At 62.0% G+C, this 26,427-nt stretch carries 26 protein-coding genes; 19 read left to right on the top strand and 7 right to left on the bottom strand.

Annotated features, from left to right (window positions below; translation table 11 throughout):
* Positions 1-17: 17 nt before the first annotated feature.
* From gyrB to dnaA, 3 genes are all read right to left on the bottom strand, one after another.
* Positions 18-2,447, bottom strand: a complete 2,430-nt coding sequence (gyrB, locus tag N3C12_14945; protein ID MCX8073724.1) for a DNA topoisomerase (ATP-hydrolyzing) subunit B — start codon at positions 2,445-2,447, stop codon at positions 18-20.
* A gap of 191 nt (positions 2,448-2,638) precedes the next feature.
* Positions 2,639-3,751 (bottom strand): DNA polymerase III subunit beta, encoded by a 1,113-nt coding sequence (gene dnaN, locus N3C12_14940; protein MCX8073723.1) that lies wholly within the window; start codon positions 3,749-3,751, stop codon positions 2,639-2,641.
* Between the two features lie 153 nt (positions 3,752-3,904).
* A complete protein-coding gene (dnaA, locus tag N3C12_14935) occupies positions 3,905-5,257 on the bottom strand; it encodes a chromosomal replication initiator protein DnaA (GenBank protein ID MCX8073722.1) in 1,353 nt (450 codons plus the stop codon).
* 350 nt (positions 5,258-5,607) lie between these two features.
* Between dnaA and hemL the strand changes: the two genes are divergently transcribed.
* The 15 genes from hemL to N3C12_14860 all read left to right on the top strand — a co-directional run bounded on the left by hemL (position 5,608) and on the right by N3C12_14860 (position 19,899).
* The gene (hemL, locus tag N3C12_14930; GenBank protein ID MCX8073721.1) at positions 5,608-6,900 is read left to right on the top strand and encodes a glutamate-1-semialdehyde 2,1-aminomutase; all 1,293 of its coding nucleotides are present in this window, start codon (positions 5,608-5,610) and stop codon (positions 6,898-6,900) included.
* Complete coding sequence (locus N3C12_14925) at positions 6,900-7,154, top strand: AtpZ/AtpI family protein (protein ID MCX8073720.1); 255 nt, start codon at positions 6,900-6,902, stop codon at positions 7,152-7,154. Before hemL ends, N3C12_14925 begins: the two co-directional genes overlap by 1 nt.
* Positions 7,126-7,512 carry a hypothetical protein gene (locus N3C12_14920; GenBank protein MCX8073719.1) on the top strand — a complete coding sequence of 129 codons (387 nt, stop codon included), beginning with the start codon at positions 7,126-7,128 and terminating at the stop codon, positions 7,510-7,512. The genes N3C12_14925 and N3C12_14920 overlap by 29 nt, the downstream gene beginning before the upstream one ends.
* Before the next feature lie 21 nt (positions 7,513-7,533).
* Complete coding sequence (gene atpB, locus N3C12_14915; GenBank protein MCX8073718.1) at positions 7,534-8,247, top strand: F0F1 ATP synthase subunit A; 714 nt, start codon at positions 7,534-7,536, stop codon at positions 8,245-8,247.
* 114 nt (positions 8,248-8,361) lie between these two features.
* Entirely contained in the window at positions 8,362-8,670 is a 309-nt protein-coding gene (locus tag N3C12_14910) for an ATP synthase F0 subunit C (protein MCX8073717.1), read from the top strand.
* Between the two features lie 103 nt (positions 8,671-8,773).
* Positions 8,774-9,232: a phosphatidylglycerophosphatase A gene (locus N3C12_14905; protein MCX8073716.1), complete on the top strand. Its 459-nt coding sequence runs from the start codon at positions 8,774-8,776 to the stop codon at positions 9,230-9,232.
* Between the two features lie 401 nt (positions 9,233-9,633).
* On the top strand, positions 9,634-10,914 hold the full coding sequence (locus N3C12_14900) for a competence/damage-inducible protein A (protein ID MCX8073715.1): 1,281 nt from the start codon (positions 9,634-9,636) through the stop codon (positions 10,912-10,914).
* Between the two features lie 67 nt (positions 10,915-10,981).
* A complete protein-coding gene (thpR, locus tag N3C12_14895; GenBank protein MCX8073714.1) occupies positions 10,982-11,578 on the top strand; it encodes an RNA 2',3'-cyclic phosphodiesterase in 597 nt (198 codons plus the stop codon).
* Positions 11,575-12,642, top strand: coding sequence for a recombinase RecA (recA, locus tag N3C12_14890; GenBank protein MCX8073713.1), 1,068 nt, complete (start codon positions 11,575-11,577; stop codon positions 12,640-12,642). Before thpR ends, recA begins: the two co-directional genes overlap by 4 nt.
* 88 nt (positions 12,643-12,730) lie before the next feature.
* The gene (locus N3C12_14885) at positions 12,731-13,882 is read left to right on the top strand and encodes a PilT/PilU family type 4a pilus ATPase (GenBank protein ID MCX8073712.1); all 1,152 of its coding nucleotides are present in this window, start codon (positions 12,731-12,733) and stop codon (positions 13,880-13,882) included.
* Between the two features lie 22 nt (positions 13,883-13,904).
* A complete protein-coding gene (locus tag N3C12_14880) occupies positions 13,905-14,315 on the top strand; it encodes a recombination regulator RecX (GenBank protein MCX8073711.1) in 411 nt (136 codons plus the stop codon).
* Positions 14,316-14,328: 13 nt separating this feature from the next.
* Positions 14,329-16,974 (top strand): alanine--tRNA ligase, encoded by a 2,646-nt coding sequence (gene alaS / locus N3C12_14875; GenBank protein ID MCX8073710.1) that lies wholly within the window; start codon positions 14,329-14,331, stop codon positions 16,972-16,974.
* Entirely contained in the window at positions 16,964-18,022 is a 1,059-nt protein-coding gene (locus N3C12_14870) for a PhoH family protein (protein MCX8073709.1), read from the top strand. The genes alaS and N3C12_14870 overlap by 11 nt, the downstream gene beginning before the upstream one ends.
* 39 nt (positions 18,023-18,061) lie before the next feature.
* Positions 18,062-18,505: an rRNA maturation RNase YbeY gene (gene ybeY, locus N3C12_14865; GenBank protein ID MCX8073708.1), complete on the top strand. Its 444-nt coding sequence runs from the start codon at positions 18,062-18,064 to the stop codon at positions 18,503-18,505.
* Between the two features lie 62 nt (positions 18,506-18,567).
* Positions 18,568-19,899: a HAMP domain-containing histidine kinase gene (locus N3C12_14860; GenBank protein ID MCX8073707.1), complete on the top strand. Its 1,332-nt coding sequence runs from the start codon at positions 18,568-18,570 to the stop codon at positions 19,897-19,899.
* Here N3C12_14860 and miaB read toward each other — a convergent pair.
* Complete coding sequence (gene miaB / locus N3C12_14855; GenBank protein ID MCX8073706.1) at positions 19,870-21,285, bottom strand: tRNA (N6-isopentenyl adenosine(37)-C2)-methylthiotransferase MiaB; 1,416 nt, start codon at positions 21,283-21,285, stop codon at positions 19,870-19,872. The two genes, N3C12_14860 and miaB, sit on opposite strands and share 30 nt — an antisense overlap.
* Positions 21,286-21,311: 26 nt before the next feature.
* Between miaB and N3C12_14850 the strand changes: the two genes are divergently transcribed.
* Both N3C12_14850 and N3C12_14845 read left to right on the top strand, forming a co-directional pair.
* Positions 21,312-21,512: a hypothetical protein gene (locus tag N3C12_14850; protein ID MCX8073705.1), complete on the top strand. Its 201-nt coding sequence runs from the start codon at positions 21,312-21,314 to the stop codon at positions 21,510-21,512.
* Positions 21,513-21,526: 14 nt separating this feature from the next.
* Complete coding sequence (locus N3C12_14845; protein ID MCX8073704.1) at positions 21,527-22,441, top strand: ABC transporter substrate-binding protein; 915 nt, start codon at positions 21,527-21,529, stop codon at positions 22,439-22,441.
* Between the two features lie 127 nt (positions 22,442-22,568).
* Here the strand turns inward: N3C12_14845 and N3C12_14840 are convergent, their stop codons facing one another.
* Entirely contained in the window at positions 22,569-23,006 is a 438-nt protein-coding gene (locus N3C12_14840; GenBank protein ID MCX8073703.1) for an MAPEG family protein, read from the bottom strand.
* 66 nt (positions 23,007-23,072) lie between these two features.
* Positions 23,073-23,657, bottom strand: a complete 585-nt coding sequence (locus N3C12_14835; GenBank protein ID MCX8073702.1) for a histidine phosphatase family protein — start codon at positions 23,655-23,657, stop codon at positions 23,073-23,075.
* Between the two features lie 78 nt (positions 23,658-23,735).
* Between N3C12_14835 and N3C12_14830 the strand changes: the two genes are divergently transcribed.
* The gene (locus tag N3C12_14830) at positions 23,736-24,824 is read left to right on the top strand and encodes a saccharopine dehydrogenase NADP-binding domain-containing protein (GenBank protein MCX8073701.1); all 1,089 of its coding nucleotides are present in this window, start codon (positions 23,736-23,738) and stop codon (positions 24,822-24,824) included.
* Between the two features lie 10 nt (positions 24,825-24,834).
* Here the strand turns inward: N3C12_14830 and bioB are convergent, their stop codons facing one another.
* Positions 24,835-25,839, bottom strand: coding sequence for a biotin synthase BioB (bioB, locus tag N3C12_14825; protein MCX8073700.1), 1,005 nt, complete (start codon positions 25,837-25,839; stop codon positions 24,835-24,837).
* Positions 25,840-25,922: 83 nt separating this feature from the next.
* Here bioB and N3C12_14820 point away from each other — a divergent pair, with 83 nt between their 5' ends.
* Positions 25,923-26,342, top strand: coding sequence for an FxLYD domain-containing protein (locus tag N3C12_14820; GenBank protein MCX8073699.1), 420 nt, complete (start codon positions 25,923-25,925; stop codon positions 26,340-26,342).
* The last annotated feature ends 85 nt before the right edge of the window (positions 26,343-26,427 follow it).

The raw sequence follows: 26,427 nt of genomic DNA, 5'->3' as shown, positions 1-26,427 counted from the left end.
AAAAGCTGACGCCGCGGTTAGATATCCAAGTTCCGCACATTGAGTGCGTTCTCCTCGATGAACCGCCGGCGCGGCTCCACCTCTTCGCCCATCAGCATGGAGAACACCTCGTCGGCTTCGTAGGCGTCCTCGATTTTGACCTGCAACAACGTGCGCGTTTCCGGATTCATCGTGGTTTGCCACAGTTGCTCGGGGTTCATTTCCCCCAAGCCTTTGTAACGCTGGATTTCTACGCCACGTTTCGCTTCCGCGAGAATGTGTTGGGCGAGATCAGCCCAGGAGTGGATGTCCGTGACACGCCCATCGTCGCGCAAGCGATAGGGCGGTGCGCCCAGCCGCGCGAGTTCCGCGAAAATGCGCCGCATCTCTTCGAACTCGGGCGAGCTGGCAAACGGCGCGTCGAGCAAGAAATCCCATGTGCCACCAGATCCGCGCAGCTCCACGTGCAGGCGGAAACACGAGTGCTCCTCATCGCGCTCCACGATTACCGCGACTGTGCGCTCTTCACCGTTGGGCTTGGCCCGGCCTGCGGCTTCGAGATCACGCGCCAGTGCGGCAAGCGCAGTCTCGTCGCTCAAGAGCGAGGGGGAAAATCGCCCGTCCCGCAGCAGGAACTCCACGACCTCGCGTTTCCGCCGGTGCCGTTCCGCAAGCTGGAATAAGCGCTCCAAGCGGCGCACGCGGCGGACGGTTTCTTTAATTGCCGGCCCGCTCCAGGTTTCGCCCGTAGCCGGGGACTCCATGACCAACTTCTCCGTGGCGAGGTCGAGCAAGTACTCTTCCAGGGCGGTATCGTCCTTGAGGTACCGCTCTGTCTTGCCCTTCTTCACCCGATAAAGCGGCGGCTGAGCAATGAAGATGTGCCCGCGCTCGATCAGCTCGTGGAACTGACGGTAGAAAAACGTCAACAGCAGGGTGCGGATGTGCGAGCCATCCACGTCCGCGTCGGTCATGATCACGATGGTGTGGTAGCGGAGTTTGGAGATGTCCTTATCCTCGCGCCCGATGCCGGTGCCGAGCGCGGTGACCAAAAGGCGGATTTCTTGCGAGCTCAAGACCTTGTCGATGCGGGCCTTCTCGACGTTGAGGATTTTTCCCCGCAGCGGCAAGATCGCTTGATTGCGCCGATCTCTTCCCTGCTTTGCCGATCCTCCGGCCGAGTCTCCCTCGACGATGAAGAGCTCGGACTTCGCTGGGTCGCGCTCCTGACAGTCGGCAAGCTTGCCAGGCAACGAGCCCGAGTCCAGCGCTCCCTTGCGCCGCGCAAGCTCCTTGGCCTTGCGCGCGGCCTCGCGCACGCGCGCCGCCTCAAGGGCCTTCGCCGCAATTTTCCTCGCCTCGGTTGGATGCTCTTCCAGGTACTGACCGAGCTTCTCGTTCACCAACGTTTCGATGAAACCGCGAACGTCGCTGTTCCCCAGCTTGGTTTTCGTTTGGCCCTCGAACTGAGGTTCGCGCACTTTCACCGCGATGACTGCGGTGAGCCCCTCACGCACGTCCTCGCCCTGGAGGGCCTCGGCGTCTTTTTTCAACAGCCCGTGCGCGAGCGCATACTGGTTGATCGTGCGCGTCAGGGCCGCCTTGAACCCAATCAGGTGGGTGCCGCCCTCGACTGTGTTGATGTTGTTCGCAAACGAGAAGATCGTTTCCGCGTAGGATTCGTTCCATTGCACGGCGATGTCGGCCTCGCAGCCTTCGCGCTCGCCATGAATGGAGATGACATCCTCGTGCAGTGGCGTTTTCGCGCGGTTGAGGTGGCGGACGAACTCCTCGATTCCACCCTCGTAAAAGAATTCGTGATCCTTCTGAGTCCGCTCATCCTCGATGCGGATTCGCACGCCGCGATTTAGGAACGCGAGCTCGCGCAACCGCTGAGACAAAGTTTCGAAGCTGAACTCGGTGCTTTCGAAAATGTCCGGGTCCGGCTTGAAGGTGACTCGCGTGCCACGCGCCTCGGTGCGCCCCACCTCCCGCAAGGGCCCCTCCGGCTGGCCGCGGCGGTAACGCTGGACGTACACCTTACCATCGCGCTTCACCTCAACCTCGAGGTACTCAGAAAGGGCGTTGACCACCGAAACGCCGACCCCGTGAAGCCCACCGGACACTTTGTATGCGCCGCTGTCGAACTTCCCGCCAGCGTGCAGGCGCGTCATCACCACCTCGACGGCCGACACACCCTCGCCAGGGTGAATGTCCACGGGAATCCCCCGCCCATTGTCTTCCACCGTCACGGATCCGTCCACATGGATGGTGACCCGAATGTCGTTGCAGTACCCCGCCATGGCTTCGTCCACGGCGTTATCCACAACCTCGAACACCAAATGGTGGAGGCCCCGTTCACCGGTGTCCCCGATGTACATGCCGGGGCGCTTCCGTACCGCCTCAAGCCCCTCGAGGACGGTAATGTTCCTAGCAGTGTAGTCGTTGCTGCCTTGACCCTGCTGCAACGGCTCCGTCGGCAGGGGTTCGCCACTCAAAACGTGTTTTTCTTGCACGCGCGGACTTTAGCAAAGCAAAGCCTTAGGGCCAACTCGAAGCGAGTAAAAAAAATCTCGTAAATCTGGTAACTTAGACTCGATTTTCCGAGCGTTTCAAAACAATTTTTGCCACCGCCCTCGTCCGACGCCCGAACTGGGCCTCAGTTCAAGCGCATGGGCATGAGTACGTAGAGGAAGTCCGGCTCCTCGGGAATGCGGAATACCGTGGGGGATTCGTCGTCTTCGAGGCCCACCTCCACGACACTGTCGCCAGGAAACAGGTTGAGAACGTCCAGTAAGTACCGAGCATTAAAGCCGATCGTAAAGGGGTCGCCTGTGTATGCCGCTTCGACTTCTTCGCGTGCCTCGCCCATGTCTGGGTTTCTGGTGGAAAGCTCAACCCTGCCAGTCTCGAAGGTGAGACGGACCGGGTGCGTTTGCTCCACGGCGAGTACGGCAACACGGCGCAGTGCCTGACTCCATGGTGCATTGTTGATCGCCACATGGCGCGGGGATTCGCTGGGGATCACGGCACTGTAGCTTGGGAACTCCGCTTGCACCGTACGCATCGCTAGCTCCACGTTACCAGCGGTGAGGAAAACAATGCCGGTGCCGAAGGTCAGTTGCACCTCGCCGCTCGCTGCATCGAGCACTTTGATCATTTCGCCCACCGCCTTTCGGGAAAGAATCACTCCCGTATCCGGGCGCATCCCCTTGAGGGTGCGCGTGACCAAGCTCAACCGATGACCATCGGTGGCCACGAAGTTCAGAGCACCATCGCGCCGCTCGAGGTAAACCCCGCACAGTGCCGGGCGGGCCTCGTCACTGGAAGCCGCGAAAAGCGTGAGTTCCAGCATGCGGCGCAGGACCTCAGCATCGATGGCAAATTGGCCCTTGCTTTTCGTTTCTGCCGCGGCTGGCATCGCGGGAAACTCCTGCGGGTCGATGCCGAGGATACGAAACTGCGACTTTCCTTGTTTGAGTTCCAGTTGGTGGCGCTCCCCCGCGCGGAGTTCAATGTCACCCTCAGACAGGGAGCGCACGATCTCGTAAAGGACGCGGGCGTTTGCTGTGACTGCTCCCCGTTTCGCGACCGAGGCATCACAGGTGCGGCGGAGACCAATTTCCTGGTCCGTGGCAAGCACGGTGACCTCCCTGCTGCCCACGTTAATCAGAACATGGGTCAGTACCGGTAACGTAACCCGACGGTCTGCAATCCCCTGGGCAAGGTACAGTGCACCGAGCAATTCGTCTTTGCTGATGTGACACTCCATTGCTCTCTCCTTACGCTTTTTCTTTCAGTTCAACATACCGTAGTCACCGTGTGCGCTGTGGATTTGTGAAAAGCCGCAGCAGAAGCGGGCTGGAGCTGAGTTTCGGTTGTGGAAAGTGGTAAAAAGTGTGCCGGCATCGATAGCCTCTTCACTTCAACCAGAAGATGTTTTCCACGGCAACGACGCTGGCGCGCTGCCGCCCTCAAGGGCGGCACGTAACGACTGGATCATGCCACGCAGCCGTGGATCGGCGCTTTGGCGGCGCTCGATGACTTCCACCGCATGCATCACCGTGGTGTGGTCGCGCCCGCCAAAGCACTCGCCAATGTGGGGGAACGAAGCGCCGAGGTGGGTGCGGCAGAGGTACATCGCAATTTGGCGTGCCGTGGCGACGGCGCGAGTGCGCCGTGCCGAACGTAGATCTGCCGGGCGCAAGCCGAAAAAGTTGGCCACTATTTCCTGGATCCGCTCGGGCGTTAGCGGTTTCGGAGCCGACAAGTTCATGGCGGCTACTTTTTGCGCGAGGCTGACGGTCAGTTCCTCTTTGCTGAGCGAGGCAAGGGCCAGGAGACGAGTGAGTAGGCCATGAAGTTCGCGCACATTTTGTCCCGAGTTCTCTGCCAGAGCGAGCGCCACAGGATACGGCAATTCAACTCCTTCGAACTGGGCTTTTCGTTGGAGGATGGCAATGCGGGTTTCGAGGTCAGGCGGTTGCAGATCGACAACGAGACCCCACTCGAATCGATTGCGGAGCCGTTCTTCGAGCTGCACGAGATCGCGCGGCGCCTGATCCCCGGCGAGAACGATTTGCTTTCCCGCCTCGTAAAGCTGGTTGAAGAGGTGAAAGAGCTCTTGCTGTGTCCGCTCCCGCCCAGCAAGGAGCTGGACATCGTCCACTAGGAGTACGTCCACCCGCGCAAAGTTCGCTTTGAACTGCGGGAGTTGGTCTTTCCGAATGGCATGCACCACCTCGACCATAAAGGAGTCCGCATTCATGTAGCGGACCTGCAGGCCCGGGTGTTGGGTGGCAAGGGCCTGGGCAATGGCACGGAGCAAGTGCGTCTTACCGAGACCGACGCCGCCGTAGATGAACAGCGGGTTGTACTGCTGGCCCGGCTTGCGGGCCACGGCTAGGGCGGCAGCGTGCGCAAACTGATTACTCGCGCCGACAATGAAATTTTCGAACGTGTATGCCCCGGGACCAGTGGACTCGTCGATCAGGGTGGTATCGTCCCCGTGATCGAGAAGGGGAAACAGTTCGCGCTGCGGAGAACGAACGGGACGCAGGAACACGTGCACAGGCCGGCCCAGTGCCTCGGCAAGCATTTGCTCGATACGCGGCAAGAGTCGCTCGCGAACGAAGGTGGCTAGCAGCGGCTTCACCTCCAGGATGCAGCGATCATCAGCGTGGGCAACGTATCGTAACCCAGCAAGGGCAGCCTGCTCCTCCGGAGTGCTTCCCTCGTCGCGGAGCTGCTGCAACACCAGGCGAAGCTTCTCTTTCACGCCGGTATCCACACCTGGGGACAAAAGATCATTAGGTACACAAATACCATCACTTGAGAGAAGTTTCCACCACGCAGATCCACACCTTATCCACAAATAGTCGAGGGAAGCGGAAGCCGGTCGACAACAGCGGTCGGCGCCCCCAGCAATGGAGTGTTTTCACCCACGAGCTGAGCGAGGGTTTCCTCCCGCTTGGGTCGGAGGTCCGGGTTTGGCCTGTGGTGGGATGCGGATTCGCGGGGGGCTGCGTTTTCGTTGGGGCGCTTTTGAAAAAGGGTTTGCGCGGGGAGGTGTGCTCGTCTGGGGTGAGCCGATTGAGCGCGCTAGCTGCAGACGCTAGCGACCGGTGCATGTCCGCTTCGCTGTCGGCGCAGTTGTTTGCCCGCGCCCAACAAACGATTCCGGGCGGGGTCAATAGTCCGGTTCGCGCCTGGCGCGTGCTCGGGGGCGAGCCGCTCTTTATCCAGCGTGGCAAAGGCTGCTTCGTGTGGGATGTCGAGGGTCGCTCATACATCGATTACGTGGGCTCATGGGGGCCGCTCATCTTGGGGCATGCGGCTCCGGAGGTCTTGCGTGCTATTCATGATGTGATGCGTGATGGAACGACCTTTGGGGCACCGACCGTGCGCGAGGTGGAGTTTGCGGAGCAACTTTGCGCAGCGGTGCCTTCGCTCGACATGGTGCGCCTGACGAGTTCCGGAACCGAAGCCACGATGGCGTTGATCCGTCTGGCGCGTGCATTCACCGGACGGGACCGCATCATCAAGTTCGATGGTTGTTATCACGGGCACGTGGATGCCCTGCTGGTCAGTGCGGGATCCGGGGCAGCGACGTTGAGCGTTCCCAACAGTGCAGGGGTACCGTCGCGAGTAGCCGAGACCACACTGGTGGCAACCTTTAACGACTTGGCCTCCGTGGAAGCATGCTTTGCGCGCTTCCCCGGCGAAATTGCGGCTGCCATTGTGGAGCCGGTGGTGGGGAACATGGGGGTGATTCCCCCGGCGGAAGGATTTCTCGCTGGCTTGATTGAGTGCTGCCACCGCAACGGAGCGTTGGTTATCTTCGATGAAGTGATGACTGGCTTTCGGGTGGCGTGGGGCGGCGCGCAGGTCCTCTATGGATTGCGACCTGATTTGAGTTCCTTCGGTAAGGTGGTTGGAGGGGGGCTACCGCTGGCGGCGTTTGGCGGGCGGCGTGAGATCATGGAGCTTTTGGCACCGCTCGGGCCCGTGTACCATGCCGGCACCCTGTCCGGAAATCCCTTGGCGGTGGCGGCTGGTCTCCGTACCCTTGCAGCTTTGCAGCGCCCCGGTTCCTACGAGCGACTGGAAGAGCTCGGCCAGCGCTTGGAAGACGGCTTGCGTGGCGCTCTGACCACAGCCGGAATTCCGGGCTGCGTGCAACGGGTGGGGTCGATGTGGACGCTCTTCCTCGGGGTCGAGCGAGTTACGAACGCGGAAGAGGCGCGGGCAGTGGATCAGGAGCTGTTTCGTCGCTGGTTCTTTGGCATGCTCCACGAGGGGATTTACCTCCCTCCTTCGCCGTTCGAGGTCGCGTTTCTCTCGCTCGCCCACACCGAAGCGGAGGTGGACGTTACCGTGCAGGCGGCGCGCAGAGTTTTGCAGAGAGTTGAGAGGGGTTGATGGCGTTGAACCCGCGCACCCTGGCGCACCTCGCCCCGCTGGTCGCGGCGGGAACCGAACTGGCGGCGAGCGTCGTCGGCGGGGTGATTGCAGGGTATTACTTAGATCGCTATCTCGGGTCGGCCCCATGGCTGACCTTGCTGTTCACGCTGGCTGGTTTAGCTGGGGGACTGAGCCGCTTGCTGTGGGCTTTGCGGCGATTGGAGAGGAATCGGGACAAGCAAGATGAATCTGAGTCTCCGCAACGTGGTTGAGTGGCACGTCGCCTTGTCGGTAGCGGCAGCGGCGTCTGCGGCGTGGACTGGAGTTGGCCACGCCGGAAGCTTGGCCGCTGGGTCCTTGTGGGCACTGGCCAACCTTGGCGTATGGGCGGTGCTCGTTCGCACCTTGGTCCGTGCCCGGCAGGGTGGTGCAATCGGGGGGCGAGCACGTTGGGTTGCCGCCGGCGCGCTGATCGGGAAATTCGCGTTGTTCCTGGGAGTCATTACCGTCGTGCTGTTCCGCTTGCCGCTGGAACCACTCAGCTTTGCCGCAGGGGTGACGATGTTCACGCTGGCCCTTTTGACCAGCACGGCAGCGAGCAACTGGTCGAGCCTCTGGAGGGAGGCCTGAGAAGTTATGGAGCACTCGTTCATGTGGGTTAGCTTGGTGCCCGGGCTGCGGGACCTACCGGCGCACACGGTGCATGCGACGCTGGTGATGGTCTTCCTGGTGATGTGGGCGTGGCTTGCACGGAAGCAGACACAGCGTGCGCAAGACCCGGTGGTTCCCGACGCAACGTTGACGTGGCGCAATGCCTTGGAAGTGTTTGTCGAGTGGTTCATCGGTTTCATCGAGGGGGTGCTCGGTCCTGGCGGGCGGAAGTATCTGCACGTGTACGCGACGTTTTTCATCTTCATTCTGCTGGCGAACCTGCTCGGATTATTTCCCGGATTTGCGCCGCCAACGAGCAACTTTAACGTCACGTTCGCGCTGGGGGTCACGTCGCTGCTGTTTTACGTAACCTTCGGTCTCAAGCAAAATGGGATGGCGTACCTCAAGCATCACCTCGGACCGATTATTTGGCTTGCCCCGCTCATGTTGCCGCTGGAAATTGCGGACAACTTGATTCGTCCGGTTTCGTTGGGCTTGCGTCTTTTCGGCAACATGACGGGCGATCACCTGGTGCTCGAAATCTTTACCGACTTAACCAAGCTCGTGATTCCCGTGGTCTTTTACGTTCTCGGCGCCTTTGTTTCCTTGGTCCAGGCGTTTGTGTTTACCATTCTCAGCATTGTGTACTTGTCGCTGGCGATTGCTCATCACGACCACGACGGGGAGCACGGGCACGCGGAGGCGCACGCATAAGGCTTGCAAAGAGTTTGTGGACAACGCCGCCCATGCCACGCCACTGGTGGCGAGGAGGACAGAGAAGGTGGGGCGCACGGCGGGAGCGGCGAAAACTCGAAAAGGAGGTTGGATATGCAGTCATTGGTTCGGTTCTTCTTTTGGTTGGTGACCGTGATGACGGTCGCCCTTCCGGCCCTCGCGGCAGAGGATGGCTCAGCGCGGGGGTGGATTGGTCTGGGCGCAGGCCTCGGCATCGGCATTGCCGCTGGAGGTGTGGCGCTGGGTCAGGGGCGTACCGGTGCGGCGGCGATGGAGTCGATAGGGCGAAATCCCAACTCAGCCGATCGCATCCAAACGCCGATGATTATCGCCTTGGCCATGATGGAAGCCTTGGCGATTTACGCCCTTGTCATCACGTTCTTCCTGCAAGGCAAAATCTGAAAGCGCGCGCCAGGAGACGCACTTTGGTTCGGGGAGGCGGTGAGCGAGTGGCTCGTCGCCTCCTCGCTCCATTTCTAGCGTGCTCGGGGAGCGGGGCCGGGTTGTGGCGCTTTTAATCAAGCTGTTCGCATCGGCCCTATTCGTGGGTTACATCCCGGTTGCCCCAGGCACGTTCGGTTCGCTCGTAGCCATCCCGCTGGCAATCGCCCAAGCGCATCTCGCAGCCTGCGCTACGTGGGCAGCACTGGCCGGCCTCGTGCTGTTTATCGCACTTTCTGCTTGGTGTGCTGGCCGGGCAGAAACGATTTTTGGGGGTAAGGATAGCCGGCAAATCGTGATTGATGAGGTCGCCGGCTACCTTGCCGCAACGTTATTCCTTCCTCCAACCTGGGGCGTGCTCGGCGCTGCCTTTTTGTTGTTCCGCTTGTTCGATGTGCTGAAGCCGTTTCCCGCGGCCTGGATCGACCGTGAAGTCGGTGGCGGCTGGGGAGTTGTGCTCGACGACGTTGTGGCTGGCCTGTATACGCAAATTTGCCTCCGAGCCGTGTTGTGGCTCGGCTGAATATAAGCAGCCCTCCCGGCAGCGACGGGAGCAGCCACAGCTCTCAGGCAGGTCGGATCCAACCCGCGCGGACCACGGGTGCATCGTTGGGTTCATTGTGTCAGGCGGAGCGCGGATCCGCTGCCCGCCTGCGATGGGCGCCTTGACGCTCGCTCGCCGTGCAAGCAGGTGTGCGCGCCGCTCTACAAATGTCGCTGCCCAACCAGAGTCCCTCGAGCGACTGCCGTGGACAGGTGATCGCTTGGGCTCGGAGCGAGAACGCCCCGTTCTGCTTTAGAGATCGGTGCCCAGGTTCTGGCATCGCGGTTTTCTGGTCAAACTGCGGCCGTGTGAAGCGGCGCAAAAGTTGATCTCGGTCCATCACCTGGAAGCGCGTGCAGCGATGGGGTAACGCTCACGGTATGATCGAACGAGTTGCGCTCATTAGTACTGGAGATGAGCTGACGAGCGGCCGCACGGTGGACACGAATGCCAACTTCTTGGCCGACCGCTTGTTTGCGGCCGGATTCGAAGTCCCTGCGATCCTTGTCGTGGGGGACGACCGGGGGTGCATCATCTGGGCCTGGAAGGAGGCGATGCGCGAGGCCGAAGTAGTGATCAGCACCGGAGGTTTAGGGCCGACGGCCGATGATTTGACCACGGAAGCCATCGCGGAACTTGCGCAGCGGCCGCTTGTTCTGGACGAGCAGGTTGCCGCCAGTATCCGCCAGCGATTTGCGGCCATGGGTCGCGAGATGCCGGAGAACAATCTCAAGCAGGCTCGCTTTCCTCAGGGCGCGGTGATCTTGCCCAACCCGCTGGGTACAGCGCCGGGCTTTCGGCTCGACTTGCATACGGAGTTCGGGCTGCGCCACTTGTTTGCGCTCCCGGGTGTACCGCGAGAAATGAAGCCGATGTTCATGGACCAAGTTCTCCCGTGGCTAACGGAGCACCGCGGGCGCGACGTGGTGTATTTGACCCGCGAGTTTCAGACGTTTGGCATCAGCGAGTCGGCGTTGGACGAATTGGTTGCCGGCGTGGTGCCGGCAGAGTGCGGTCGTTTGCACTTCCGCGCTGCCTTTCCGCAAATTTCCGTGCGGCTCACCGTACACGGTTCACCCCAGCAGGCGGAGCGCCACCTTGCCGAATGGGGCGATCGCCTACGCGAGCGCCTCGGCGCGTATTGCTACGCCGAAGGTGATGCCACGATGGAAGAGGTTGTCGGCCAGGAGCTCCGCAGACGGGGTTGGCGACTCGCTGTGGCGGAATCGTGCACGGGCGGGCTCGTTGGCCACCGAATCACCAATGTTCCGGGTAGCTCGACGTACTTTCTCGGCGGGGTGGTGGCTTACAGCAACGAAGCGAAGCAAGCATTGCTCGGTGTACGAGCGGAGACGTTGGCAGCCTATGGCGCGGTTAGTGAGCAGACCGCTGGGGAAATGGCACGCGGGGTGCGGGAGCGCTTCGGGGCGGACGTTGGTTTGAGCATCACGGGCATTGCTGGCCCCGAAGGTGGCTCGCCGGATAAGCCCGTTGGCACGGTGTGTTTTGCGCTGAGCACGGCCGACCAGCTGTTCGTGCGGCGCTACCAATTGTGGGGCACGCGCGATTGGATCAAGTTACTCGCTTCGCAAATTGCGCTCGACTGGCTGCGGCGCCATGCGATTGGGGTGGGACTGCCGGACACCTTTCGCTTCCGTTAAACTGCGAGAGCCCACCGGGGGGCCGTGCGGGCAGTGCACCGGCACGCAGCCCCCGAGACGGAAATTGATGACCGAAGAAGGGAAGCACATTCGAACATTTATCGCCGTCGACGTGGATTCGGCCGTGAGTGAACGTCTGCAAGCGTTGCAGAGCACGTTGGCGAAAAGCCGCGCCGATGTGCGCTGGGTGGACAACAGTAGCTTGCACATCACGCTCAAGTTTCTCGGTTCCACACCGGAGGCATCGATCCCCGCAGTGACTGGCACCCTCAACCGCATTGCCCGCAACCACGCACCCTGGACGATCGAGTTGCGCGGGCTCGGCGCCTTTCCCTCGTTGCGGCGCCCGCGGGTGTTGTGGGTGGGAGTGCTGGACGGGGGAAAGCTTGCTCAGGTGGCTCGGGAGCTCGACGAGGCGCTTGCGCCGTTAGGCTTTGCGCGAGAAGAGCGGCCCTTTCAGCCGCATCTCACCCTCTGTCGCGTGCGCAGTTTGCAGCGCTGGGAGGCGTTGGAGGAAAAGGTCAAAGCGCACCTCGATGAGTCGTTTGGGCAGTCCGTGGTGCAAGAATTCATCCTTTACCGCAGTGACTTACGACCCACAGGTGCGGTATATACACCGCTGTGGAAAACTCCGTTGGGGGAGACAAAGGGCGAAGAAGCATGACATTGGATCCAAACCGTGAACGAGCCTTGGACTTAGCATTGGGCCAAATCGAGAAGCAGTTTGGCAAAGGCGCCATCATGAAACTCGGCGACCAGTCCCAGGTGCGGGACATCGAGGTTGTGCCCACCGGCTCTCTGGGGCTGGACATCGCTTTAGGCGTCGGCGGGGTGCCGCGCGGCCGCGTGATTGAAATTTACGGCCCGGAGTCCTCGGGCAAAACCACGCTGGCGTTGCAGATTATTGCCCAGGCCCAGAAGCTCGGCGGCATTGGCGCATTCATCGATGCAGAGCATGCGCTCGATGTGGGCTACGCCCGTAAGCTCGGCGTTCGAGTGGAAGACTTGCTGATCTCGCAGCCGGACCACGGCGAGCAAGCCCTGGAAATCGCCGAGACGTTAGTGCGTAGCGGTGCCATCGACGTGTTGGTGATTGACTCCGTGGCCGCCTTGGTTCCTCGCGCCGAAATCGAGGGGGAAATGGGAGAGCCGCAAATGGGTCTCCAAGCGCGCTTGATGTCGCAAGCCCTGCGCAAACTGACTGCGACCATCTCCCGCTCCAAAACCATCGTCATCTTCATCAATCAGATCCGCATGAAGATTGGCGTCATGTTCGGGAACCCCGAAACCACTACCGGCGGCAACGCGCTGAAGTTTTACGCCTCGGTGCGCATCGACATCCGCCGCGTCGGTTCGATCAAGCAAGGGGAGGAGGTCATTGGCAACCGCACGAAAGTGCGCGTGGTGAAGAACAAGGTCGCCCCGCCGTTCAAGGAAGCCGAGTTCGATATCCTTTACGGTAGCGGGATCTCGAAGGAAGGCGAACTGGTGGACCTCGGTGCCGATCTCGGCATCATCGAGAAGAGCGGGGCTTGGTACTCGCTCGACGGAGAGCGCATCGGGCAGGGACGGGAAAATACGAAGGAGTTTTTGCGCCAACACCCGGACATTGCCTTGCGGCTGGAGGACAAAATCCGGGTCAAGATGGGCCTCCCTCCCTTGGCCAAGGAGAGCCAGCCGGCGGAACCTCCCCGCAACGACACAAAAAAGAGCACGCGAGGCGCTTGAGCATTTGCATTTGACGCTGAGAGGCATTGGCCAGCCTTACCGTTGAGTAAAAAGTCACTCGGTACGCCGTTTGCACAGGCCTGCCCGCATGCACTTGGATGAAATTTTGCGCCGGGCGGTCGCGTTAGGAGCATCCGACGTGCTGTTGAAGGTCGGGGCACCCCCGGCCATACGGCTGAAGGCAGACCTCGTTGCGATGCCCGAGGCCCCTGCGCTCACCCACGAGTTGGTCGAGGCCGCCGTGGACGCCGTGCTCGACGATTACCACCGGCGGCGCTTTGCCGCCGAGCTGCAGGCGGACCTTGCGTATGAAAGCCCGGAACTCGGTCGCTTCCGGGTCAACGTGTTTCGCCAGCGCGGTGCCTTGAGCATGGTGGTGCGCATTATTCCGAACAAGGTCCGCACGGTCGCGGAACTCAACCTGCCCCCAGTGGTAGAGCGGATCGCCGAGGAGCGTCGGGGGCTTATTTTAGTCACCGGCACAACGGGCAGTGGAAAGAGCACCACGCTGGCGGCCATGATCGATTACATCAACCGTACCCGCCATGCCCACATCATCACCATCGAGGACCCGATTGAGTACACCCATCGGGATCAGCTCAGCTTCGTAAACCAAAGGGAGGTCGGCTTCGATGCGGTGAGCTTTGCTGCCGCGTTGAAAGCCGCCTTGCGGCAAAACCCCGATGTGATCTTGGTGGGGGAAATGCGCGATTTGGAAACGATCGAGACCGCGATTCTCGCAGCCGAAACTGGCCACTTGGTGATGAGCACCTTGCATACCCTCGATGCTCCGGAAACGATCACTCGGGCCATTAGCGTGTTTCCGGAGCACCAACGCGACCAGGTGCGGTTGATTCTCGCAAGCGTGCTCAAGGGCATCATTAGCCAGCGGCTGATTCCCCGGGCTGACGGGCAGGGCATGGTCCCGGCGGTGGAAGTGCTGGTGTCGAATGCGCGCGTGCGCGAGTACATTGCCGACAAAGAAAAGCTGCGCGACCTGCGCGAGGTCATCGCCCAAGGGCACGTGAGTTACGGCATGCAAACCTTCGATCAATCGCTGATGGCGTTGTACCAACAGGGGCTGATTACCCGCGAGGAGGCGCTGAAAAACGCTACGAATCCGGGCGACTTCGACTTGAAGCTGCGCGGGATCTCGTCCACGAGTGATACTCGTTGGGATGACTTCGAAAGGCGCGAAGGGCTCGGCGGGCCGGCGCGGGTGGAAATCGAACGCTTCTGAGCAGGAGGCGTGGCAGCGAGTCTTGGCTTGGCTCGGTCGCTTCGATCGCTCCGTCGGGGAAACTGCCCTTTACTTGGAACGGATCGGCTGCCCGCCCGAGATCATCACGCGCGTGTTGCAACGCTTGCAAGAGCAACACCTCTTGGACGACGAGCGATTTGCGCTAAACCGTGCCCAGGCCTGGGCGCGACGCGGTTATGGCCGCCTGCGCGCGGGTGCCGATTTGGCGGCGCGGGGTGTGGACGAGGCACAGATTGCCAGGGCGCTGCAGGCGAGCTTTGCCGATGAACGGGAACGGGCGCGGGAGATTGTCGGCCGCCGGTTTCCACACGCTCGAGCCGACGTGCGCGAGCGCGCCCGCGCTGCCCGCTTTCTCCTTTCCCGCGGCTTTCCTGAAGAGGTCGTCTTGGCCATTCTGGGTGAAGGCTGCTAGTGCTCGGTCGACCATGACTGGTTCCGAAGTCCGCTCTCAGTTCGTTGCCTTTTTCCGCGAGCGCGGGCACGAGTTTGTGCCGAGTGCGTCGCTGGTGCCGGAACAGGACCCCACCTTGCTGTTTACCAACGCAGGCATGGTGCAGTTCAAAAACGTGTTCTTGGGAACGGAGCGGCGTAGCATCCCCCGCGCGGTGAATTATCAGCGGTGTTTGCGTTTGTCCGGCAAACATAACGACCTCGAGGAGGTCGGCCACGACGGTTACCACCACACCTTCTTCGAAATGCTGGGGAACTGGTCGTTTGGCGACTACTACAAGCGGGAAGCGATTGCCTGGGCATGGGAGCTGCTCACGCAGCATTGGGGGCTGCCGAAGAAGCTGTTGTACGCCACCGTGTTTCGCACCGACGACGAAGCTGCGGAGTTGTGGCGCGAAGTGACCGACATTGCGCCGGAACGGATCTTGCGGTTCGACGAGAAAGACAACTTTTGGGAAATGGGTGAAGTGGGCCCGTGTGGCCCGTGCTCGGAAATCCATATCGATCGGGGTCCGGAACTCTGCGATCGCCAGCACGTGCCCGGCCATGTTTGCGGCGTCAATGCTGGCTGTGCGCGGTTTATCGAGCTGTGGAATTTGGTGTTCATTCAGTACAACCGGGACGAACGTGGGGAACTGCAGCCGTTGGCCGCACGGCACGTGGATACAGGGATGGGCCTGGAGCGGGTGACGGCGGTTCTGCAAGGCGTGCCCTCGAATTACGACACCGACCTGTTCCGCCCGCTGATTGAGTTTGTGGAGAGAGCGTCAGGCCGCCGTTATGGCGCCTCGGAGGTGGACGATGTGGCTTTTCGCGTGATTGCGGACCACAGCCGCGCGCTAACGTTTTTGGTGGCCGACGGGGTGCGCCCCGCAAACGAGGGCCGCGGCTATGTATTGCGGCGCGTGTTGCGGCGGGCAGCCCGGCACGCCCGGCATCTGGGCTTTCGCGAGCCGTTCTTGTGCCGCATGGTGGAGCCTGTGCTGAACGTCCTCGGTGCTGCGTACCCCGAAGCGCTCGGGCGGCAGGCCGACATCGCTGCAGTGCTGCGCGAGGAAGAAGAGCGTTTTGCTGAGACGTTGGACAAGGGCCTCGAGCTCCTCGAGGAAGAAAAGCAACGGCTGCGTGCGCGTGGTTCAAAGGTGCTGCCCGGTGAAGTGGCTTTTCGCCTGTACGACACCTACGGCTTCCCGCTCGACATGACGGAGGACATTTTGCGGAGCGAGGGAATCACCGTAGACACGGAAGGCTTCGAGCGCTGCATGGAAGAGCAGCGCCAGCGGGCACGGCAGGCGCGGCGAGTAGCGCTTGAGCATGCAGAACTTCTCACTGATGCCTTCGCGTTGGACACAACACTGGAAAGCCGCTTCCTGGGGGATTTCCTCTACGAGGCAGAGTCGGAGATCCTGGCTTTGCAAACCGAGGGCGAGTTGCGGCGCGAGGTGCGGAGCGGAGAAGCGGTTCACGTCGTGGTTGCTGAAACCCCCTTTTATCCAGAGGGCGGTGGGCAAGTAGGCGATGCCGGCTGGATCGAAAGCGAGGGCGGCGACCTGATCGAGGTGAAGGACACGCAGAAAGCGCGCGGGAACCTGATTGTGCACATCGGCGTCTTGCGGCGCGGTGCGTTCCACGTGGGGCAGCGAGTGTGGTTGCGTGTCGATCGCGCACGGCGGGATGCAGCGCGGCTCAATCACTCCGCCACTCATATTCTCCACGCGGTGTTGCGCGAACAGCTCGGCCGCGATGTGCGGCAGGCGGGCTCGCTAGTGGCGCCGGATCGCTTGCGGTTCGATTTCACCTACCACGGGCCGGTGGGGGAAGAGCGCTTGGCCGAGATCGAACGGGAGGTCAATGCCCGCATTCGTTGGAACGACCCGGTGTGGGCCGAGGAAATGCCGTACGAGGAGGCCATCAAAGCTGGGGCGCTTGCCTTCTTTGGGGAGAAGTACGGTGATGTGGTGCGGGTCATCCGCATCGGTGAGTACTCGACCGAGCTCTGTGGCGGCACCCACGTGCGCCGGAGCGGCGACATCGGCGTGTTCAAAATCCGCGGTGAAGAGGGGATCGCGGCCGGCGTGCGTCGCATCGAGGCGCTCACTGCTGAAGGTGCTTGGCAGTGGCTGCGCCAACGGGAAAGGGTACTGGAGCGGGCCGGCGCTTTGTTGCGGGCGCCGGAGGACGAATTGGCCGAGCGGCTGGAAAAGCTCCTGGCACAACAACGGGAGTGGGAGCGCCAGTTGCGGCAGTTGCAAAGCCAGTTGGCTAGCCGACAAACGGACCTGCTGCTGAAAAACGCGCGTCAGGTCAGCGGCGTGCAAGTCTTGGCTGCGGAGGTGGATGGCTTGGACGATGCCGCTCTCCGCGAGCTTGCCGATCAACTCCGCCAGCGGCTGGGCTCCGGCATCGTGGTGCTGGGCACCAAGCGCGGCGAGCGTGCGTTGTTGCTGGCGGCAGTGACCAAGGACCTTGCAGCCCGCTTTCCAGCAGGCCAAATTATCAAGCGTATTGCCCCGTTGATTGGCGGCGGCGGAGGTGGCAAACCAGAACTGGCGCAAGCGGGGGGAAAGAACCCAGAGAAGTTACAAGAAGCCCTGGAGGCTGTTTTCGAAATTGTCGGTTGAAACGGAGTTGGTCGAAACCAGTGCGGAAGCCGCGGAGCTCGAACTGAGCTTCCCTAACCCGCGCGTGTTTCAAGATCTGCTCGGCAACCACGACGAGCACGTAAAAACCGTGGAGCGCTTGCTCGACGTGCGCATCGGCGTGAGCGGTACGTCGCTGCACGTGGCGGGAGATCCGGTAGCCTGTGAGCTCGCCGGGCGGGTGCTGAACCAGCTCTACAGCGTTGTCGAGAAGGGTTACCCGATTTACCCCAGCGACGTGGACTACGCAGTGCGGATCCTCAGTCGCGACCGCAATGCCAATCTCCGCGACATCTTTCTCGATACGATTTACATCTCCTCCCACAAGCGGATCATCACCCCAAAGAGCATTGCGCAAAAGGAATACATCGATGCCATCCGCGAGTACGACATCGTGTTTGGCATCGGGCCAGCAGGTACGGGCAAAACCTACCTCGCCATGGCCATGGCGGTGGCGGAAATTATGAAGAACAACTTTGCCCGCATGATCTTGACCCGCCCGGCGGTGGAAGCCGGTGAGAAGCTGGGCTTTTTGCCCGGCGATTTGGTGGAAAAGGTCAATCCGTACCTGCGTCCGCTTTACGATGCCTTGCACGACATGGTCGATTTTGACCGGGCGCAGAAGATGATCGAGCGTGGCGTGATCGAAGTCGCGCCGCTGGCGTTCATGCGCGGGCGCACGCTCAACGACTCCTTTGTCATTCTCGACGAGGCGCAAAACACCACGAGCGAACAAATGAAAATGTTCCTCACGCGCCTCGGGTACGGCTCGAAGGCGGTCATTACTGGCGACGTTACTCAAATCGACCTGCCTGCTGGGCGCGCGTCCGGTTTGAAGGAGGCGCAGCAGGTGTTGCGCGGCGTGGAAGGGATCAAGTTCATCTTGTTCAGCGAGCGGGACGTTGTGCGCCACCGCTTGGTGCAGGACATCATCGCCGCATACGATCGTTACGAAAGCCAGCGCCAAGCGGAACGGAACAGTGCCAAGGGGCCTAACGGCTCTGGCAACGGCGAGAGCCAGCCAGACTGAGCCGGCACCTGCGAGGGGATCCGTCGGCTACCTTTTTCCATGGGCGTTACCGTGGTGTCTGCCCGCCCCAAGCGCGGTTTGCGAGTGCGCGCCCTCCGAGCCTTCGTGCAGCGCGCCCTCGAACTGGTGCAGGAGCCCGAGGGCGAAGTGTGTGTCCAGTTGGTGGATGACGCAACGATCCACGCGTTGAACCGTCGCTATCGCGGGAAGGATCGGCCCACGGATGTGTTAGCCTTTGCCGCACGCGAGGGACCACGCGTGCCGGGCGACGAGCAGTGGTTAGGTGACATCGTCATCTCGGTCGAAACCGCGGAACGGCAGGCGCGGGAACACGGCCATAGTTTGCTGCGCGAAGTGCACTGTCTTACTGTGCACGGGCTCTTGCACTTGCTGGGCTACGATCACGAACGCTCGGCAGCCGAAGCCCGGCGCATGCGCCGCAAGGAACGGTGGCTCCTGCGGGCTCTAACCGAGGCGGAGTAGGCCCTTGTCGGTCTCTTGAGCGTCGGCATGGGTTGTTTTAATTTTCGACGCCAGGCGCGCTAATGGCGGAACAGGATGGTGGCGAGGGTGGCCGGCTAGGTTTGCGGGGGGCGAGGAATCATCAGGCGTACCGTGCCTACCAGCGGGAGCTCCTCGCTCGCGAGCTCACTCGCGTGGCCGCGGCATTGCTGGCAATCACGCTCTTGCTGGTTGCCTTCTTGGCCTTGTTTTCCTGGCCGCGGCTGCGCTCTGAATGGCCCTGGCTGGCCGTGCTGGTCGTGACGCCATTGGGTACGCTGTTGATCACCTACTTCCGGCTTGCTCCGGACCGCCCTTACCTGGTTGCGCTGGGCACCGACGTGGCGTACACGCTCGGCATCGTTGGCGGGCTTCTGTTCCCCGGCACGCCCACTTCGGGCACGACGTTGTTCGTCTCGGTGAAAATGCTGGCCAGTGCCATGTTGTTGCCTTGGCATCCGGCGGCGCAGACGTTCTCTGCTGGGATGACCCTGGTCCTTTACTGGGCGGTGGGCTGGCACGCACAGCGGTTTGTTGGTCCGCATGCCGAGTTGCCCCACCAACTCACGGGCCCGTTCTTTGCCGCTTTGATTAGCGTGCTTGCTGCCCAGCGCAGCGAGCACCTCCGTCGCGACTTGTTCACCGAAACGCAACTGGCAGCAGAACGCGCGGAAATGAACGCCCGCTTTGCGGCCATTTTGTCGCACGAACTCCGTAACTTGCTGGCCGCTGTCTTAGGCTACGGGGAGATGCTGCGAGACGGGCTCAGCTCGCGAAACGATGTCGGCGAGCTCAAGGACGTAGTGCAGCGGCAGATCGCGGTAGGGCGGCAGGCGCTGGAAACCATTCAGGTGGCGCTGGACTTGAGCCGCGAACAGTCGCTGCGTCGCGGCGCGCGGCAACCGTTGGACGAACTGTGGCACGAGCTGCAGCACGAATATGCTTTGCGTCCGGCTCCCCCGGGCGTCGCTTTGCGCTGGGACGTGTCGCCCGACTTGCCCGCCACCTTGGTGGATGCCACCGAGATCAAGCTCATCGCGCGGAACTTGATCGACAATGCTCTGAAGTTCACTCCTGCTGGAGAAGTGCGGGTGCGCGTACGGGCAAGCTTTGACGAACTCGCTATCGATGTCACGGACACGGGCATCGGCATTCCCGAGGAAAAGCAGGCGTTTATCTTCGAGCCGTTCCGGCGGGTAGCGCCGGAGGAATTCTCCCAGGGGATTGGCCTCGGCTTGTACGTCACCAGCCGCTTAGTCGATGCGCTCGGAGGGACGATCCGCGTCGAAAGCACCGTCGGCCAGGGAACGACCTTCGAGGTGCGGATCCCGCTGCGCGTTCCCACTTTACCCGATCCGTCGAGGGGGGCTGCTTAATTCACCGAACAAGGTGTGGGAGTTGGCGTCGCAAACCCGCACGTCCACCAGCGTCCCCGGTTGCGGCGGCGTCCAGGCAGGAAAGATGCAGGTTTTAAACTGTGGGGTCTTGCCGGCGAACCACTCCGGCTTCTTGCGTGCAGGACCTTCGACCAAAACCTCGACCGTCCTGCCAATCCACGCACGATTGCGCTCGCGAGCGATGGATTCTTGCAGCTCGATTACGGCTCGAAGCCGCCGCTGCTTTTCTTCGGCAGGCACCGTCTCCGGCCACTTCGCTGCCTTCGTGCCGCTGCGCGCCGAGTACTGAAACATGAACGCCTGATCGAACCGTACTTCGCGCAAAAGCTCGAGAGTGGCTTCGAAGTCGCGTTCGGTCTCGCCGGGAAAACCAACGATGATGTCTGTGCTCAAGGCCATGTCGGCCCGCGCCGCACGCAGTTGCTCCACGAGCCGCAGGTACTGTTCCACCGTATAACCGCGGGCCATGCGCGCAAGCACTGCATCCGACCCGGACTGCACGGGCAGATGCACCTGTGGGCAAACTTTGTCGCACTCGGCAATCGCCGCAACCGCGGCCTCGCGCATGTCAGCGGGGTGGGGCGAGGTGAAGCGGATACGGAGAATATCGGGGATCTCGTTGGTCCGCCGGAGGAGCGTGGCAAAGTCGACGGTTCCGTCGTGATAGGCGTTCACCGTTTGCCCGAGATAGACGACTTCCCGAAATCCCTGCGCAGCTAACTGCTCAACTTGTTGCAACACCAACCCTGCCGGCAGCGATCGCTCGCGGCCGCGCACGAAGGGCACAATGCAAAAGGTGCAAAATTTGTCGCAGCCACGCATGATCGTCACCCATGCGCGCACCCCAGCTTCGCGCTCGGGCTGCAAGTCGGCGTAGGTCTCCGTACGGTCGAGCCGAACGTCGATGTACGGGTCGCTCGCGTTTGCCCGTAACACCTCAGGCAGGCGCCGATACCCGTCGGGGCCGACCACGAAATCCACGAAGGGCAAGCGGGCGAGCAGCCGATCGCGAACGTGTTGCGCCATGCAACCCACAATCCCGAGCTGGGTGTGGGGGCGGCGCGCTTTGAAACGGTAAAGGTCGCCGAGGCGACCCACCACGCGCTCCTCGGCGTGCTCGCGAATCGCGCAGGTGTTCAAGAGAATGACATCAGCTTCCGCCGGGTCACGCACGGGCTCGTAGCCGTGGTGCCGAAATTGGCCGAGTAGAAGCTCCGTGTCCGCCAGGTTCATCTGGCACCCATAGGTTTCAATGTATACGCGGCGACTCGCGCCGCGCTCCAGCATGCCGGAGTTGGTTTCGGTTTCGTGCACCGTGACCTCGAATCCGTTGACGCTTGCAGGCTCGCCATATAACGGTACCATCTACGGCTCACAACGTGAGTTCGACGATGGCGCGCGATAGTTTCGATCGGCTGGAAGCTTCTTTGTTACTGTGCCCGCAATGCCGCGTGGCCATGCCCGTGCGCAAGCGGCTGCTGTTAATTTTGCCGCAAGGCAACAAGTTCGAATACGTGTGCACGCGCTGCGGATCCACTTGCGGAGATACTCTCGAACCGGACCAGCCGCCTGAGCAGAGGCGTTACATGTGAACTTCCCGTGCCCGATGCGCATAGCCTCTCTAGTGCCGGCCGCGACCGAAACGGTTTTCGCCTTGGGCCGAGGCGATTGCTTAGTGGCGGTTTCTCACGAGTGCGATTTCCCCGAGGAGGCGAAGCGGCTTCCGGTTGCGACCCGCGCGCGGTTCGATAGCGACCAGTGCTCCCCCGCGATCGACCGGGCGGTGCGCGCGTACGTCGCCCGCGGCGAGCCTTTGTACGAGCTCGACGTGGCGTTACTCCGCAACCTCGAGCCCGAAACAGTGCTGGTTCAAGATGGCTGCGCTGTCTGCGCACTACCGGCAAACCAGCTTGCTGCGCTTGCCGTCGATTGGCAGCCTGCTCCGCAAATCGTTCGGTTGCATGCGCACGACCTTGCGGGCGTTTTTTGTGATATCGAGACGGTAGCGACTGCCCTCGGCTGTCCCGAAGAAGGCCAAGCATTGGTCGGCCGCCTGCAAGCAGAACTTGCGGCCGTTCAGGGGAGAACGATGCGCGCTCGCTACCGACCGCGTGTGCTGTGTTTGGAATGGCTCGACCCGCCGATGGTCGCGGGCAACTGGATGCCGGCCCTGGTCGAGGCGGCCGGCGGGCGCCCGCTGCTCGCACAGCCGGGCACAGCGAGTGCGGCAGCGAGCTGGGCAGACATTGCCGCGGCGGCACCCGAGGTTGTTGTGCTGATGCCTTGTGGCTTCCCGCTCGAGCGCACACGCGCCGAACTTCCCTGCCTGTGGAAGCAGCCGGAGTGGACCTCGCTACCGGCGGTGAAAGATGGCCGTGTCTACGCCGTCGATGGCAACGCATACTTCAACCGGCCGGGACCGAGAATCGTCGAGAGCGCTCGGATTCTTGCCGGACTTGTCCAGCCCGGGTTGTGCGCGCATTGGCTCCCTGAACGAGTTTGGATGCGCGTCACGGAGTGACCGCACCGCCGCCGGCGGTGTGGCAGGAAGTCCCGCCGCGCAACGTGGCGCGGTGTTATATCTCAAGCCAAGGGACCAAGTCAGTGCGCAAGGACCCTGGCTAGTCGGCGAACCGGCGTTCGATCGGTCACCAAATGCGGGCGAACGCGATGAGCAGCATCACCACGGTGATGGCCTGGCCGAGGGCAAAGGCCAAGGTACGCCACGGCTGAAGGGCGGCCAGGTAAAAGATCGAATGCAGCACACGGGCGATCAGATACCCGCCAAATAAAATGCGCGCCACGGCAGGATTTGGTTGGGTGAGTGCGTAAAAGAAGCCCACCGCAAAGAACGGCAAAATATTCTCCAAGTCGTTGCGATGGGCGCGGCGCGCGCGTTCTACGTCCTCGTCCCGCACCTCGCGAGGGGAAAGGCCCTGGAGTGCATAATCCTCCGGCGTGGCAAACACCCGCTTGCGCAGCCGGTAGTAGCTCGTCACCCAACCGACGGCGAGCATTTTGAGCACCAACAACAAGTACGTGAGGGCAAACACTCGCATCGCTGGTTGTTCGAGCCAAAGCGCCATCGTCGACCTCCTCGGTCCTGGCTTGTTTCACAAAAGATTCGTTTGCGCAAACCTCCGCAGCCTCACTCAAGAGGAAAGCAGCGAGAGCCGGCCCTGTCGGTATTCCAGGACGATGATTTGGCCATTTCGGGCTGCAGGCACGCGTTGCCAACCGCCGCACGCGGCCGCACACAGCGCTGCAATGACACCGGCGTGGCTGACCAGCACCACCTCGCTGCCGAGGTTTTGCTCGGCAATGCGTTGGGCTGCGGGCACCGCCCGAGCGGCTACGTCGAGGAGAGACTCGCCACCCAACGGGCGCCAGGCCCATGGGTCGTGCTCGCGAAAGGTCGGGTCCTCGAGTACAACGTCGTAGGGTTGCCCGGCGTAAATGCCGATGCTGCGCTCGCGCAAGTCGTGCTCGACCTCCACCCGTAGGCCGAGCTCGTGCGCGATCACTTGGGCGGTTTCCCAGGCTCTGCGGTACGGGCTCGAAATTAGTCGCGCAGGCCGGAATTGCTCCTGCAGGGCGCGTGCGGCCGCGAGCGCCTGCTCGCGGCCTAGGGCCGTTAGCGGGACTTCAGGGGTGGCGCAAAAGCACCGGTCGCGATTTCCCTCGCTTTCCCCGTGGCGGACGCAGAGTAACTTTGTGGAAAGGTCGTCGATCGGCATACTCCGTTCGTACCAAAGCGAACGCGGTGGGCGGTAGCCCGCTTGACTCCGCCGCGAGATCGGCCGAAACGAGGACGCATGGAGCAGCGCGGCATCACGGTGTTTGGCGCCACCGGGTACACAGGCCGCTTAGTGGTGGCGGAGTTGATGGCCCGGGGGGCACGGCCTCTCTTGGCCGGACGAAACGCCCAAAAACTTGCTGCCTTGGCGCGCGAGCACGGTGGTTTGCCGACGATGGTTGCGGACGTGGCGCGGCCACAGTCGCTTGCAGCGGTTGCGGAACGCAGCCGTGTGATGGTGAACTGCGCGGGCCCGTTTGTCGATTTAGGAGAACCTGTGGTGGATGCAGCGATTGCCGCCCGGGCGCACTATTTGGACACCACCGGGGAGCAGCCCTTCATCCGTGCGGTGCAGGAGCGCGATGCGAAAGCACGCGAGGCAGGGGTTGCTGTCGTGCCGGCCCATGCGTTTGAAATTGCTCTGTCAGACTGCGGCGCCGCTGTACTGGCCCGAGGTTACCGCGACGTGGCCTCCATTGAGGTCGTCTACGCCACGCGATTCCATGCCAGCCAGGGCACGAAACGGTCGGTGCTTCGCATGTTGGGGGCCGAGGGATTCGGCTACGAGGAGGGCAAAGTCGTGCGTCAACCACCGGCGCGTTACCACCGTGCCGTGGAACTGCCGGAGGGCTGGGGAGTGCTCGAAGCCGTGAGCTTCCCGAGCGCAGAAATCCTCACGATTCCCCGTCACGTGCGCACTCGTGCGGTACGGACCTACCTCGCGTTGCCCAAGTTGGTCGCGCTCGGGGCACTGTGGCTGGTTCCACCTGTGCGGGTTTTGGCCAAGACACCGCTGGTCCGCATTGCCGAGCGGCTACTGGGCAGCGAGACGAGCGGACCGGATCCCGCCGTGCGCGCCGCGGACCGCTTTTTGATTTGCGTGGAAATTCGCGGTGTGAGCCGTGGTGAGGCGCGGCGGGAAACTCTAGTGATTACCGGGCGCGACCCTTATGGGATCACTGCTGCTGTGGCGGCGCAAGGCGCCTTGCGTATGGCAGCGGAGGGCTACAATCGCAGCGGCGTGTTGGCACCAGCGCAAGCGTTCGATCCGGAAGCGGTGCTGGCGGATTGCGCCGCCTTCGATGTCGTGTGGAAGAAGCTCGCCTGAGCCGGCCCCCTCAGGCTTCCACCTCGAAGCCCAACGAAGTCACGAGCGCGCGTACCTGATCGGCCGCATCTCCAGGAGTGGTCAGGTAGCCGTCGACGAACAACGAATTTGCCGGGAAAAGCGCGAGCGCTTGCCAAGAGCCCAGGTGGAGTTCACGCCCGCCGGCAACGCGAATCTCGGCATCGGGCCGCACGAAACGCATGAGGCAGAGCGCCCGTAGGCACTTCGCGGGGTCCAGGTCCTTGCGGCCCTCGAGCGGCGTCCCTTCGATCGGGTGCAGAAAGTTCACCGGCAACGAATCCACGCGCAACGCGCGCAAGTCTAAAGCAAGATCGATGAGGTCCTCTTCCGTCTCGCCGAGGCCAACAATGCCGCCGCAGCAAGTTCTCAGGCCGGCTGCTTGCACCGCGCGCACGGTGGCAACCCGGTCGTCGAATGTATGCGTGGTACAAATCTCCGGATAGAAACGGCGGCTGGTGTTGAGGTTGTGGTTCACATAGTCGATGCCGGCCTCTTTCAACGCGTAGGCCTGGTCGGCATCGAGCAGACCCGGAGAGACGCATAGCTCCAACTGAGGAAACTCGCTTTTGATCGCCCGCGCAGCGGCACAGAAGCGCTCGATGTCGGTCGGACTCGGCCCGCGCCCGCTCGTCACCATGCAGTAGCGTGTCGCGCCGGCAGCAACGGCACGGCGGGCCCCCTCGAGTAGCTGGGCAACCGAGTCCAAACGGTAGCGGGGGATAGGTGCCGTGGAAATCGCGGACTGGGAGCAATAGTGGCAGTCCTCGGGGCAAAGACCACTGCGCGCGTTGCGTAACTGGCAAAGCTTCACCCGCCGGCCGAAGAACCGCTCCCGCACCTTGAACGCTGACCAGAGCAAGGCCGGCAGCGCCTCTACCGGTGCAAGCAGCACGGCTCGCGCCTCGGCACGGTCAATCTCCCCACCTGTAAGGATTTTGTTCGCAATGGTTGCAAAGGGAGAGTCGATGAGAGGGGGAGGATCCAGCACCAACATTAGCAACGCTACGTATCAATGAGGCCAGCGAGAGGCAACGTTGCCTTGGAAAGCGCGGGGTTTCGGGCGATAGGGACGACCCCATGAACCAAGCTGCGTTGCGAACCGTGGGTGTCATCGTGACCCTGCTGCTTGCGGGCTGCGTGCCCCGCCAGCCGCCAGAACCAGAGGCCGTCGTCGTGCCGACGCCAAAGATATTGGTTGAAGAGGATATTCCTGTGGTCGAGCGGCCAGAGCTGGCGATTGCCGATGTCGAAGAGCAGGCAAACCCGCAGGGCGCCTCGGTGGTGGTTTCTGGAACTGTAATCAATCGCGGCCGCGGACGGGCACGGAATCTCACCGTCACGGTGCAGGTGTTGGACGAGGCCGGAAATGAGCTGCTGGTGCTGCCGGCGAAGACACAAGTTTCGGTTTTGGAGCCGGATTCATCGACGACATTTCATGTCGAATTCCAACGCCCACCGGGAACTGCTCGCTACCACGTCGTCGCCCAAAGCCGCTAGGGCGTCGTCCGGTGCACCCTGCCAGCGCCGCAAAGAAAGTGCGAGCGGTGAGCGGCGAATGGCGAGCGGCGAATAGCGAGTCGGG

The sequence above is a fragment of the Candidatus Binatia bacterium genome (genome assembly GCA_026415395.1).
GTDB lineage: Bacteria > Desulfobacterota > Binatia > HRBIN30 > HRBIN30 > HRBIN30.
This window is presented reverse-complemented; position numbering and strand designations above follow the sequence as displayed.